The following is a 12,742-nucleotide window of genomic DNA, read 5'->3' on the forward strand; positions in this document are numbered from 1 at the left end:
TTTTTACCCTGATATATAATAATTGCTGGTCATCAATATATCATAACCAAGAAATATGTAAACATATAAGTAAGTTTTACCAATGCTTTATATATATAAATAATTGATGATTTGGATGCTCAATTTTTATCATCACTTCCAATAAAAAGCGATGCCTACGGCGGTAAACTACGCACAAGAAATCCTCTACACGTCTAGATATTTATTTGCTGCTTCTGGGTAAAACACATTGCAATTCCCTTTTCGTAATAAGCTGCTTCATTAATAAAAATCGGCCAAACGGTAGATGCTCCCTCATAAATAATTGTCTTATCATCGAAGGTTATAAAAATTGGTTCTCCTGGGTTTAAGGCTTGATAATCTTTATCTTGAAGCTCTGGGTGAATCATGCCAAAGATTGTGCCATCCTGTTGTTTTGGATAGTCTACAACTGATAAATGATCATATAGAATCAACGTATCGTTAGTTGATGGAATTACTCCTTGGTTAAACCGTTCTAGATAGTCTAGAACCGCATAAACAAGTTCTTCTGTTTGTTGGAATAGCATCGCTTTTAAGAGTCCTTGGGCAATAGGGCCAACCTCGATCGCAAAGCCTAATTCGCATAGAGAATTTACAAATGGGTTTTCTTCAATTGACTTAAAAGAGCAGCGATAAACCCTAACTAAAGGATCAATCTGGCTTAGATAAGCAGCCAATTTCAAGTTTAAGGGATGACTGTTTACCAAAATAATTGTCAGACCCATATTAGCTGTACTGCTGTGCAAGTCTAAGATAAAATCCGCTTGTTTCTCTTTGTTTGATGCTAGGGTATGCTGGATTGATTTAGCTTGCAATTCTTCGTAACTGCTCAGAGTCGGATCTTGTAAATCTTGCTTGAGAAAACAACGATTTAAATCTTTCTCTACATATCGCCTCCCCGCCGCAAAAGCATTAGGATTTGCTAACAGAGTCACTGTCTCAAAACTTTGTCTAGTAATCAAGTCGGGAAACTGGGAAAATTTTTGGATCAGGTAGGCTCCTGTAAACTCATTGCCATGAGTTCCACCGACAATTGCAACTCGATTAATCTGGTTCACGATTTATCAACTCCAGAATGCAGCTATCGAGGTATCAGTTCTCAATGTACCTTATGAAGCATTCACTTTGCCGATGCGATCGCGCCCAGATGGTTGATAAAGATAAGCCATATCAGGGCCATCGGGAATTATCCCGCCCGGATTGAGTGGGAATAGGTTCCCGTAGTAGTCCCGCTTCACACTTTCTACATCGCAGGTGTCAGCTACACCTGGAAGCTGATATAAATCACGTAAATAAGCTCCCAAGTTCTGATAGTCTCGAATTCGCTGCCTATTACACTTAAACAACCCATAGTAGGCACTATCAAATCGAAATAACGTCGTGAATAAACGAACATCTGCTAGGGTGAGATTATCCCCACACAGATATCGACTAGTCTGTAATGCAATGTCAATCTCATCAAGAGTTGCAAATAGTTCATTACAGGCTTGATTGTATGCTTCTTGGCTCTGGGCAAAGCCACAGCGATACACACCGTTATTTACCGCGTGATAAATCTTTTCATTCCACCAGTCAATCTTTTCTTTGAGTGTTTCTGGATAAAGATCCAGCGTGGGATTGTTAGCGAACTCGTTAAACTCAGAGTTCAGCATGACGATAATCTCTGAACTCTCATTATTGACGATGGTTTTTGTTTGGTTATCCCATAGTATTGGAACTGTAGAGCGTCCACTGTAACCAGGTTCTGCCAACTGATAAAATTCAGCCAGTGTGCGACAACCTTCTTCTTCCTCGTTGAATATCCAACCGCCTTCAATGGGAGAAGGAGAGACGATACATACTGATATTACCGCTTCGAGTTTTTTGAGCGATCGCACTACTAGGGTTCGGTGCGCCCAAGGACACCCCAGCCCAACATAGAGTTTGTAGCGCCCTGCTGCTGGTGGGTGTGGATTTCCTTCTTCTGTACCAATGAACTTCCGAAACTGGCTATTAGGACGAACATAAGCTCCCGACTGATTGCTAGGAGCCAGCTTTGACATCATGATCCGCCACATAGTCGTCCAGACAAACTTTCCCAGCCAGATGATCAGCTTGGGAGGTAGTGTCCTGCCCTTTTTATTGGAAAGATTTTTCTCGTCATTCATTGGAGTTGAGTTGCTCATGGCGACAATCTTGCTTTGAGAGCGATTGACGTTACCACTGTTTCTACTAAGTAGGTTTCGATTTTTACAACCCACTCTGAGCTTTACTACTTTACTTTACTACGCTTTGGCTGTACTTTCTATCATGCTCATGGCTAAAATCTCTCAGCTAATTGTCTCAAATTTGCGATTGCACCCCATAGCGATCAGTTGTGATCCTCTTAATTCTATAACTATGTATTAAGTATTGTATTATACTTGTAGTTTATATTTTAGCTAATCATTTTTTTTTTAATACAAAATAACCTAAAAGTATTTTAATTTGCATCCTCCAAAAAACCAATCTCTTGTGGGGTAGGCATTTTGCGCGTCTTAGTTGGGCAAATTAAATATGCGACACCTGAGCGTGCAAAACAAGTTACAAATCAAAGGTCAAAAACACAATTTTTTAGCCAGTGATGCTCAATGCCAAGCCCTGAAAGGTATCCATATCAAATTTAAAAGCGTGATTCATTCTTTCCGAAAAAACACAGTACAAGGATTAATTAGATACTCGATAACAGCTAAAATTGACAGCGTAATTACTAATAAAAAATCGGTATTTATCTAATCTTGTTATAAAAAACATCACATCTTAACATTAGAGAAGCCTACAAAGTATAGATATAATTTTAAGAATCAGTTACTAAGACGAAGAACAAAAACATAAAACCTACGTAGGAAGAATTGTAAATAAAGTGACTCAATCTCATAACAACCCTAACCTTCTAGAGGAAACGGATTTAGGGACTTTCATCGCTCAGGCTACTACCACAGACAAATGGCAAGTATTGCCGTATAGTGCTCCAATCCTGCCTATACATGCTGCTTTACTTCGTACTGGTAAAGTATTCTTTTTCTGCGGTTCAGGTAATGATCCCAGTCGGTTAAATACTCCCTATGACAGTGTAGTTTGGGATGTGGGCAAAGGAACCTTTACCCGTCAAAAGGCTCCATTAGATAGTAATAATCAGCCTATTGATCTTTTTTGCGCCGGTCATTCCTTCCGCCCTGATGGTAGGTTATTGGTTGCAGGTGGAACTTTGCGCTATGACCCATTTTATGGTTCACCCTCTGCTTTGTTGTTTGATCCTATTGGCGAGGAATGGGTCAAGATACTACCAATGAATAATGGCCGCTGGTATCCTACTTTGTTAACACTAGGTAGCGGTCGGGTTTTTGCAATATCTGGACCGGATAAAGATGGCAAGCTCAACAAACAACCAGAAATTTATTCATATTTCTTTCCAAATGGTTGGAACGCTTTTCCAACCACTAGTCCCTTCGCAGCATACGCAAATCTGTTTCTACTCGATAGCGGAAAGCTTTTTTATTCAGGTGCCCAGATGGGCGGCAACAATGGAGTAGCGCCAACTATACTAACCCTGCCAGGGACATTTACAGAATCAATTACAGAAAAAGTGGTGCCAGGGCTGCAAGACTCAGCCTTCGGAAATCAAGGTACCAGCGTGCTTTTACCACCTGCACAAGACCAAAAAGTGATGATTCTCGGTGGGGGTAGTGCTGGTAAGGCAACAAATAGGGTTAATATTGTAGATTTAAAAGCTACTAACCCAACTTATGTAGCAGCAAAGCCTTTAAACTATGCTCGGATGCATCACAGCGCAGTTTTGTTGCCTGATCGCACAGTATTTGTTTGCAATGGTAGCAAAATGAATGAAGACACAAAACAATCAATGCTGCCAGCAGAAATCTACAATCCAGCTACAAATACCTGGACAGTAGTAGCTAAACAAAATGTCCCCCGTGTATATCACTCAGTGGCCTTGCTCCTACCAGATGGTAGGGTAGTTACAGCAGGGGGTAACCCTGACCGGACTATTAATGAACTGCGATTAGAAATCTACAGTCCTGCGTATATGTCGCGATCGCGCCCAATTATTCAAAGCGCTCCTGAAGTATTGACCTACGGACAGCAATTTACAATTCAGACACCTCAGGCTGGGAATATTAAATGGGTTAGTCTAATTAAACCAATGGCAACCACTCATTCCTGCGATACAGAACAAAGGTTAGTGGATGTGCGGATTAATTCTAGGAACTCTACTTCTCTCAATGTCACGCTAGCAACCAATCGAAACATAGCAGTACCAGGCTGGTACATGCTTTTTATTAGTGACAACAATGGAACACCCTCAGTAGCAACCTGGACGCGAATATCATAACTTTACCCGTTTACGTTGAATACACTGCTACTTAATAAAAGTCATTAATTTTAGGAGTGGAAATATGAGCTTCAAGCTATCACGTCGGCAGTTTGGCCAGTTGGTACTTGGTGGAACTATAGTATCTGGGCTTAGTTATCTAGGCAACAAAACTTTGGCGCAAACACCAAGTTTCAAAATTGTAGGTATAGGTCCTGGCTCTATCATCAGCACTGACCAAACTGTTAGTCCAGAGGTAGATACCACTGAATTAAATGACGCTACCACAAACGTTGTACCCACAGATATTAAGCCTGTAGGGCTAGGACTTGTTTTGGACTCCTTTGTTTTGCAATCCTTAAATACAGGAAGGGTTCAGCTTCTAAGTCCAGTAGTTACTCAAATACTTGCCGAGCGCGGTACAGCTTTAGTACAGTCTAATGAGACATTGAGTAGCTTCGCTGTTTTAAGCGATGGCACAATTGCCCAGCTCGATACAGCTTTAGGAAAGGTTGATGATATATTGAGTAACCTCGGTTCTTTAACGAATGGCGTAGTTCTCAATCAGGCTCCCAATCAGGCTCCCAATCAGGTTACACCTTTAGTAGAGACTAATGAGACATTGAGTGGCTTTACTTCTTTAAGCGATGGCACACTTGTCGTAGCCGCTACTCCTGTTACCACTGGTAGTAAACAGGCGACACCTACTCGCATTACATTTTTGAGTACGCCTGTAAAAACTTTGATAATCTCAGGACTTAAACAGAATCAACAGCTTGGGAGCTTGCTAGGGACTAATGATGGGCGACTCATCGGTTTAGTAAATAAGAAGAACGGTACACCACCGATCACATTGGTAGATATTGACCTTCAAACAGGAGAGATCAGTACTATTAGTAAGATTAAATTCCCGAACGATGAGCGAGCCAGCAATCTAGCACAGTGCCCAGATGGAAAACTCTATACCTCTTTAGTTGGATTAAATGGTGATACAACTTTAGTGCAACTAGACTCAAATCAAAAAACACCGATCAGACTGGCACAATTAAAACTTAATGGTAAAGCATGGAATAATGGCTTACAAAGCTTGGTTTGCTCTGGAGCAGGTCAACTTTTAGCATTCGGAGCGCAGAGGTATGAGACACCTAATGCTGTGTATAACATAGATAAGAAGAGTGGAAACATGACTCGGCTACAAGATTTTGACGCTGCCCAGATTACCCTTGCTCGTGAGTAGAAGGGATTGAGCTGATATCTATGGAAATCGTAAATTGTTTTAAAAAAATTTAAGTATTCTTGTATGGTGTGTTAATGGAGCGTAACGCACCAAAAGCCTAAAATGGTATCATACTTTCTGGGCTAACACACCCTACATGGATTTCAAAAATCAAATCAGACTCCCATAGCAAAAAAATGCTGGGAGCATCCATTTTTGGCAGAAACATAATTGTTTGATGCCAAAAACCCTGCTATAGCGGTTCCCAATTGCATGGAATACAGATCTAACCCCAGCCCCTTCCTTTCTAGCGTTAGGGAGTAAGATTCAAAGCCTCTCTTTTTTTAAGAGAGAGGAATGAAGTGAGGTCAAAACTCTACTACACCCAAGCGAGAACCGTTATATATGGTTGGTCTAAAAAAGTCAATATGCCAAAAGTGGATGCTTCCAAAATGCCAAGCCCTCAAGGTAAGATGAGGGCTTTTTAGCTTTCTTTAAGAAACGCATCAAATGTAAACCTATCCGGTAACGAAGTTTGTGCGCCTGGTTTTGTCGTCGTTAAAGCACCGGCTGCTGCACCCCAAACAACTGCCTGATGTAAAGAAAGTCCTTCAAAAAGTGCTGCCGTCAAGCCGCCATTAAAAGCATCGCCAGCAGCTACTGTGTCAACTGCATGAACTGGAAAAGCGGGTACAAAAAACTTTTCCTCAGCAGTTGCACAAAAAACACCTTTAGCACCCAGTTTAACGATCGCACATTTCACACCCCGTTGTAATAAAACTCCAGCTGCTTTGGCTGCAAGTTCTTCTCCATCCACAGCAAAACCCACTAACTGCGCTGCTTCAACTTCATTCGGTGTAATAATGTCCACTAACGGGTAAAGTTCATCTGGCAAATCAGATTGTGCAGGTGCAGGGTCAAGAATTACCGTTATTTTAGTTTTTCTTGCTGCTTTGGCTGCTGCAACCACCGCAGCAATCGGAATTTCTAATTGTAAAAGCAGTGCTGTCGCTTCTGGTAATAAATCGGACAATCGTTCTACATCTTCTTGATTGACACACCCATTTGCACCAGGAATTACAATAATTTGATTTTCACCAGCATGATTTACGGCGATGATGGCGACTCCAGAACTAACAGTCTCATCCACGAAAATATTGCCAATCTGCACACCAGATGCTTGTAAATTGTTAATAAGTTCCACACCAAAATCGTCTGCACCTACACGCCCCACCATTTGGGTAGGAATTCCCAATTTTGCTAATGCTACCGCTTGATTAGCTCCTTTACCTCCAGAAACTTTAAAAAAGTCTTCTCCTAGCAACGTTTCTCCGGCGACTGGCAAACGGGGTGCTGTTGCTACCAAGTCTATATTTATGCTGCCGAAGACGATAATGCTCATTTTTGTTGATCTTTAAAGTCATTTAGGCTAATACTACAGCAAGCGATCGCAAAACTCAGCAGGGCTAGGTTGTTTTACGTTACTTAGTCTAAACTCCAGATCCTAAGATACCTTGTAGTAGCAACCAAACATTTAAGCCAACAATAATAATAGCAACTAACCACGCTAAATATTTTAACCACAAGGGATTCACGAACTCACCCATCAAACGGCGATTACTCGTAAACATCACCAATGGAATCACTGCAAAGGGTAACTGTAAGCTGAGGATAACTTGGCTGAAAACTATCAGTTTGCTTGTACTATTTTCACCAAAAATAATGATTGTAATTAACGCTGGAATAATGGCAAGTAAACGGGTTATTAAACGGCGTAACCAAGACGGAAAGCGAAATTGCAAAAAGCCTTCCATAACAATTTGTCCTGCCAGAGTTGCAGTTAGCGTTGAACTTTGCCCAGAAGCAAGTAAGGCGATGCCAAAAATAGCACTAGCAGCACTCACTCCTAACAATGGTGAAAGTAATTTATAAGCATCTTGAATTTCTGCCACATTCTGATTACCAGAAAAATGAAATGTTGCAGCAGACACAATTAAAATTGCTGAGTTGATAAATAGTGCTAATGATAAAGCAAAACTTGAATCTATTGTACCAAACTTAATTGCTTCCCATCTTTTTTTAGTATTAGGTTGCCAATCACGAGTTTGTACAATTGAGGAGTGTAAATATAAATTGTGAGGCATCACTGTTGCCCCTAAAATGCCGATAGCGATGTAGAGCATTTCTGGATTCTGTAAAATCTCTTTCTTGGGCAGATATCCCAACAAAATTCCCCCCATATCAGGGCGGGAAAACAGAATTTCTGCTGTAAAACAGATACCTACTGTTGCTACCAGCATTATTACCAGGGCTTCTGTATAGCGAAAGCCTTTATTTTGCAGGAATAACAATACCAGAACATCTAACGCTGTGATGCAAACACCCCACACTAAGGGAATACCAAATAAAAGTTGTAGTGCGATCGCACTTCCTAGTAATTCTGCTAAGTCACAAGCTGCGATCGCAATTTCACACAGTACCCATAAACAAAAGCTTACCCTTCGGCTAAAATAGTCTCGGCAAGCCTGCGCCAAATCTCGTCCTGTAGCAACTCCCAAACGTACACATAATGATTGGAGTAATACCGCCATCAGGTTCGACAGCAGAATCACTGTTAACAGAGTGTACCCAAACTTTGACCCCCCAGCGATGTCTGTTGCCCAATTTCCAGGATCAATGTATCCGACTGAAACCAGATATCCTGGCCCTGTATAAGCCATCATCTTGCGCCAAAAGCTGCTGCTGTTCGGGATTCTAATACTACGGTGAACCTCTGGTAAGCTAGGTTTGTTTTCTGGTGGAATCATTTACTTTGCCGTTAAATATCCTCATATTGTTTTCATAATCCTATAAAATATAGAATAAACATCAACCTTTAGGCGAATAGGATCAATATACTTGGGTTAGGTATATTTCAATTACTCCACTTGGAGAGTACCTTGAGGTATTGGTAAAGACCTTGAGGGTGGATAATAAAATAGAAGCGGCAATTGAGCGATCGCACGAATAAATTACAGTAAATTCGCTGATAATGCTGGAGTAACTCCTTCTAATTTGTTGCAAATTCCTAATAGTGAAAGTAATTCTCGCTATATTAAAATAAACTGCAAAAAGCCGTGGCTACTGTATTAAAATCTCATCGGGTATCAAGAAGGCGTAAACATTCAACACATCCTCTCCAGCGCTTGCTTGAGTATGGACACCAGTATCGTAAACAAATTTGGCTAGCTACTACTTATTCTACCCTCAATAAATTTTTCGACTTAGCACCACCCGGCTTAATTGGCGTCGCAGTGGATGTGGTTGTTAAGCAGCAGGATTCGATAATTGCCCAGTTAGGGGTACGCGATGTCTTTCAACAATTTTTGATTATTTCCTTCCTCACCGTCATCATTTGGATACTAGAATCTGTTTTTGAGTACGCCTACGCTCGACTTTGGCGGAATTTGGCTCAGAATATTCAGCATGACTTGCGTTTGGATGCATACAAACATTTGCAAGAGTTGGAATTGGCTTATTTTGAAGAGCGCAGCACTGGCGGTTTAATGTCTATCCTCAGCGATGATATTAACCAATTAGAGCGGTTTTTGGATGGGGGAGCAAATGATATTATCCAAGTTTCCGCCACTGTTCTAATTATTGGCGCTGCTTTCTTTATTTTGGCTCCAAGTGTAGCGTGGATGGCTTTATCACCGATGCCATTTATCCTCTGGGGTTCCTTTACTTATCAACGACTACTTGCACCTCGTTATGCTGATGTGCGCGAAAAAGTAGGTTTCCTGAATTCGCGTTTGTCAAACAATATTAGCGGAATTACTACTATTAAAAGTTTCACCGCCGAAGCTTATGAAGCCTATCGTCTGGAATTAGATAGTGAAGCTTATCGGCGTAGTAACTCTAAAGCAATTGCTCTTTCTGCTGCTTTTGTCCCGTTAATTCGGATGCTGATTTTGGTGGGTTTCACAGCATTACTTTTATATGGCGGGATGGCAGCAGTTTCTGGAACAATGTCTGTAGGTACTTACAGCGTATTAGTATTTTTAATCCAGCGTTTGCTGTGGCCTTTAACTAGATTAGGCGAAACATTTGACCAATATCAACGAGCAATGGCTTCTACTAATCGAGTCATGAATTTGTTGGATACTCCCATCGCTATTCATACAGGTGATGTATCGTTACCTGTCGATGAAGTGCGCGGTGAAGTGCAATTTAAAAATGTTTATTTTGCCTATAAAGATAGATTTCCAGTAATTAAAAATCTCTCTTTGGATATTCCGGCGGGGAAAACCATTGCAATTGTCGGTTCAACGGGTTCTGGTAAAAGCACTTTAGTCAAACTTTTGTTGCGGTTATATGAAGTGCAAACGGGAAGCATTACTCTCGATGGCATTGATTTGCAAAGTTTGAATTTACAAGATTTACGGCGCTGTATTGGTTTAGTGAGTCAAGATGTCTTTCTATTTCATGGCACTGTAGCAGAGAATATTGCTTATGGTAGCTTTGAGAATACAGAGCAAGAAATTATCACGGCGGCGAAGATAGCCGAGGCGCACGAATTTATTATTGATCTGCCCCAAGGTTATGAGACAATTGTGGGGGAAAGAGGACAAAAGTTATCTGGTGGACAAAGACAACGGATTGCGATTGCCCGTGCAGTCTTGAAGAATCCGCCCATTCTGATTTTAGATGAAGCCACCTCAGCAGTGGATAATGAGACAGAAGCGGCAATCCAGCGATCGCTCGAACGGATTACAGTAGATAGAACTACAATTGCGATCGCTCATTGTCTTTCCACCATCCGCAATGCCGATTGCATTTATGTCATGGAACATGGGAAATTAGTAGAGTCGGGAACCCATGAGCAACTGCTGGAGAAAGATGGAATTTATTCCGGCCTCTGGCGTGTACAGTCAGGTTTGAGATAACTTTCGCGCAAAGTTTTGTGTCTTCATTACAAATTATTTATGTTTTTTGGTAATAGTCAACCAGAATCAGGTGATACTAAGTGGCGTCGCCAGTTGGATAAATTTGTCAAAGCAAATCAGCAGGAATTGGCGGCGCTGTTTTGGGGATTGTGGTTAGCAAATGGTGATAGTCAGGGTACTGTTGGTATTGATTTGCAACCAACGCCGCATTTTGTTTATTGTCCGAAAGAGCAGATAGAGAATTTAAATATTCAAGTTGATAATCGGCTTCAGGAAATTTTGGGAATTGTCGAGAATCACAAGCCGGAAGTGGAAGTTGTGATGATTGGGATTGGGAAGGGGGAAATTAAGTTAATTCAGTTTGCACCAGAACCAGCGCCACCGATTTGTTTTGAAGAAGTTGGGAAGGATGTGGATGGGTTATTGGATGTACTGGAAGAGAGGATGAGGGAGGAGATTGTTTTTTAACGCAGAGGGACGCTAAGGGAAGCGCAGAGGTACGCAAAGCAAGAGAAATAACTCTGCGCTTATTGTTTAATTCATGGCTTTGTGGAAATCTAGGTAAGTTAGATTTTCGGCACAATGCCAGATAATGTTGAATCTCAGGTATAAAATGATGTTTTTGTTCGGATTTTTAAAGCAGAGTGGCTAAAACATTGAGATAATCTTGTTCATAGGAGTGTTAATTCACCTTTGTCAATTAGGGAATTAATTACTTCTTGTGTATCCTAGAAAGTGATGGGTTGCTCCTACGCTTTGCTAATATTAGTACCAATGCACTGGCTTTAAAATCTCGAATCCAAAATTGGTATTACTTACGGACTTGGCCGCTAAATCCGGCTGCTTTAAACTGCTTCAGCTTCAACGGAGTAGGCTGATTCGCAGGTACAGAAATTCTCAATTCAAAATCGCTAATGCCTGGTGGAACCTCAGCAATAGAACCTAAGCGAGTGCGGTTTTGCATTACCGAGTCATTGTTGGCATCATAGATGCGTCCAAAAATATCTGCGTCGTAAACTGTTTTATAAGTACCATTTTCTGCTTTACCAATGACAAGAAAACAATTAGCAGCCGCGCTACCACTACTGATAACAGCCCCTTGTGCTAGTTCTGGTGGACAATCTTTATAGGAAACATCAAATAATCTAATCTGTGTTAATGCTACAGCAGGGGGAATGCTCACCCACGATAGAAAGGTGATGAGACAGGAAATAAAAACGACCGTGAGTGAGCGCAAGCGCATAAAAGACTCCGTGGCTTAATCTAACAATATGTAACTTATAACCTCAGCTTACCTGAATTTCACTACAAGGGATTGAAGACTTTAATTTAACCTTTGTAATAATTAGGGAAATAACCCTCAATTGCTATTAAATTATGACTCCAGATGAGATTGAAGCATCTATGCTCGCAGCCTTTAATGATTGTGATGCAGCAAGCTGTCCTCTCACTGACACGCAGAAAAAGATATTACTACAAGTCGTCGAGCAAATTCAGGGAAATTCTACCTCTAGAGCATCAGCTATTGCTAATCCCTTAGACGAACTTACCCCAGAGGAGTTAGAAGCATTTTTACAATTTGTCAAGGATGAAGAACAACGCAACCGCACTTGGAAAGTGCAATTACTCAACGACTGGCTACAGCAAAATGACTCTGGAACAGTACAATTTATTCGGCAACGCTATGGTTTACAGTGGCTCAATCGTGTTGAGTCATATCATTTTGATAAGTATTCTTATTTTGAGGATGCACTAAAGCTAAGAGTAGGCGATCGCATTGAAGTTTCCAATGCACTATGGGAATGGGTGCAAGAAGATGGGCCTTGTAAGCGCGAATGGTTTCCCTGTATGGTGATCAAGGTCGAGGAAATTAGCAACGGTGATGATACCTCTACTAACTGCGTCGTCCGCTTCTTCAACGGCGCTGAGTATGAAATTCAAGGAATCTACGAATGGAATCGCTATAACTGGCGCTGGCCGCAGAAATAGTAGGAGTGCTGAGTGCTAAGTAAATTTTATTGAGTCTTTGAACTACATTAATCAGTCTTTGAACTGGATTCATCCACCTTTGAACTGGATTCATCCACCTTTGATACTCGTTCATCTCCCTTTGAACTGGATTCATCCACCTTTGATACTCATTCATCCACCTTTGATACTCGTTCATCCACCTCAGAACTCCGTTGATGAGTCTTTGATACTTGTGAATGAGTCTTTATGCTTTGACTGCTG

The 12,742-nt window shown here is 41.1% G+C and carries 11 protein-coding genes; 5 read left to right on the top strand and 6 right to left on the bottom strand.

The features are described 5' to 3' along the window. Nucleotides 1–194: 194 nt before the first annotated feature. Both ACFE90_RS00175 and ACFE90_RS00180 read right to left on the bottom strand, forming a co-directional pair. Nucleotides 195–1,079 (bottom strand): aspartoacylase, encoded by an 885-nt coding sequence (locus ACFE90_RS00175; RefSeq protein ID WP_375496635.1) that lies wholly within the window; start codon nucleotides 1,077–1,079, stop codon nucleotides 195–197. A 51-nt stretch (nucleotides 1,080–1,130) separates the two neighbouring features. Next, on the bottom strand, nucleotides 1,131–2,186 hold the full coding sequence (locus ACFE90_RS00180) for a glutathione S-transferase family protein (RefSeq protein WP_375496637.1): 1,056 nt from the start codon (nucleotides 2,184–2,186) through the stop codon (nucleotides 1,131–1,133). Between the two features lie 716 nt (nucleotides 2,187–2,902). Here ACFE90_RS00180 and ACFE90_RS00185 point away from each other — a divergent pair. Together ACFE90_RS00185 and ACFE90_RS00190 are read left to right on the top strand one after the other, a co-directional pair. Further along, nucleotides 2,903–4,390, top strand: coding sequence for a galactose oxidase-like domain-containing protein (locus tag ACFE90_RS00185; RefSeq protein WP_375496639.1), 1,488 nt, complete (start codon nucleotides 2,903–2,905; stop codon nucleotides 4,388–4,390). Between the two features lie 64 nt (nucleotides 4,391–4,454). Continuing rightward, entirely contained in the window at nucleotides 4,455–5,606 is a 1,152-nt protein-coding gene (locus tag ACFE90_RS00190; RefSeq protein WP_375496641.1) for a hypothetical protein, read from the top strand. A 463-nt stretch (nucleotides 5,607–6,069) separates the two neighbouring features. Here ACFE90_RS00190 and rbsK read toward each other — a convergent pair whose 3' ends face one another. Further along, the gene (rbsK, locus tag ACFE90_RS00195) at nucleotides 6,070–6,987 is read right to left on the bottom strand and encodes a ribokinase (RefSeq protein ID WP_375496643.1); all 918 of its coding nucleotides are present in this window, start codon (nucleotides 6,985–6,987) and stop codon (nucleotides 6,070–6,072) included. An 88-nt stretch (nucleotides 6,988–7,075) separates the two neighbouring features. Further along, entirely contained in the window at nucleotides 7,076–8,392 is a 1,317-nt protein-coding gene (locus ACFE90_RS00200) for an Nramp family divalent metal transporter (RefSeq protein ID WP_375496645.1), read from the bottom strand. A 309-nt stretch (nucleotides 8,393–8,701) separates the two neighbouring features. On the opposite strand from ACFE90_RS00200, the gene ACFE90_RS00205 reads away from it, so the two are divergent. Together ACFE90_RS00205 and ACFE90_RS00210 are read left to right on the top strand one after the other, a co-directional pair. Next, on the top strand, nucleotides 8,702–10,510 hold the full coding sequence (locus ACFE90_RS00205) for an ABC transporter ATP-binding protein (protein ID WP_375496647.1): 1,809 nt from the start codon (nucleotides 8,702–8,704) through the stop codon (nucleotides 10,508–10,510). Nucleotides 10,511–10,549: 39 nt separating this feature from the next. After that, nucleotides 10,550–10,978 (top strand): hypothetical protein, encoded by a 429-nt coding sequence (locus tag ACFE90_RS00210; RefSeq protein WP_375496649.1) that lies wholly within the window; start codon nucleotides 10,550–10,552, stop codon nucleotides 10,976–10,978. A gap of 66 nt (nucleotides 10,979–11,044) precedes the next feature. Here ACFE90_RS00210 and ACFE90_RS00215 read toward each other — a convergent pair whose 3' ends face one another. Further along, nucleotides 11,045–11,128: a hypothetical protein gene (locus tag ACFE90_RS00215; RefSeq protein WP_375496725.1), complete on the bottom strand. Its 84-nt coding sequence runs from the start codon at nucleotides 11,126–11,128 to the stop codon at nucleotides 11,045–11,047. A 193-nt stretch (nucleotides 11,129–11,321) separates the two neighbouring features. Then, nucleotides 11,322–11,753 (bottom strand): biotin carboxylase, encoded by a 432-nt coding sequence (locus tag ACFE90_RS00220; protein WP_375496651.1) that lies wholly within the window; start codon nucleotides 11,751–11,753, stop codon nucleotides 11,322–11,324. A 134-nt stretch (nucleotides 11,754–11,887) separates the two neighbouring features. Here ACFE90_RS00220 and ACFE90_RS00225 point away from each other — a divergent pair, with 134 nt between their 5' ends. After that, nucleotides 11,888–12,499 carry a hypothetical protein gene (locus tag ACFE90_RS00225; RefSeq protein WP_375496653.1) on the top strand — a complete coding sequence of 204 codons (612 nt, stop codon included), beginning with the start codon at nucleotides 11,888–11,890 and terminating at the stop codon, nucleotides 12,497–12,499. The last annotated feature ends 243 nt before the right edge of the window (nucleotides 12,500–12,742 follow it).

It is taken from the genome of uncultured Nostoc sp. (assembly GCF_964245445.1).
Lineage (GTDB): Bacteria > Cyanobacteriota > Cyanobacteriia > Cyanobacteriales > Nostocaceae > Nostoc.

What these genes read in the sequence shown, in the direction of transcription:
- ACFE90_RS00200 (WP_375496645.1), bottom strand. Translation starts at nt 8,392, where the DNA reads ATGATTCCACCAGAAAACAAACCTAGCTTACCAGAGGTTCACCGTAGT.
- rbsK (WP_375496643.1), bottom strand. Translation starts at nt 6,987, where the DNA reads ATGAGCATTATCGTCTTCGGCAGCATAAATATAGACTTGGTAGCAACA.
- ACFE90_RS00220 (WP_375496651.1), bottom strand. Translation starts at nt 11,753, where the DNA reads ATGCGCTTGCGCTCACTCACGGTCGTTTTTATTTCCTGTCTCATCACC.
- ACFE90_RS00225 (WP_375496653.1), top strand. Translation starts at nt 11,888, where the DNA reads ATGACTCCAGATGAGATTGAAGCATCTATGCTCGCAGCCTTTAATGAT.
- ACFE90_RS00180 (WP_375496637.1), bottom strand. Translation starts at nt 2,186, where the DNA reads ATGAGCAACTCAACTCCAATGAATGACGAGAAAAATCTTTCCAATAAA.
- ACFE90_RS00210 (WP_375496649.1), top strand. Translation starts at nt 10,550, where the DNA reads ATGTTTTTTGGTAATAGTCAACCAGAATCAGGTGATACTAAGTGGCGT.
- ACFE90_RS00190 (WP_375496641.1), top strand. Translation starts at nt 4,455, where the DNA reads ATGAGCTTCAAGCTATCACGTCGGCAGTTTGGCCAGTTGGTACTTGGT.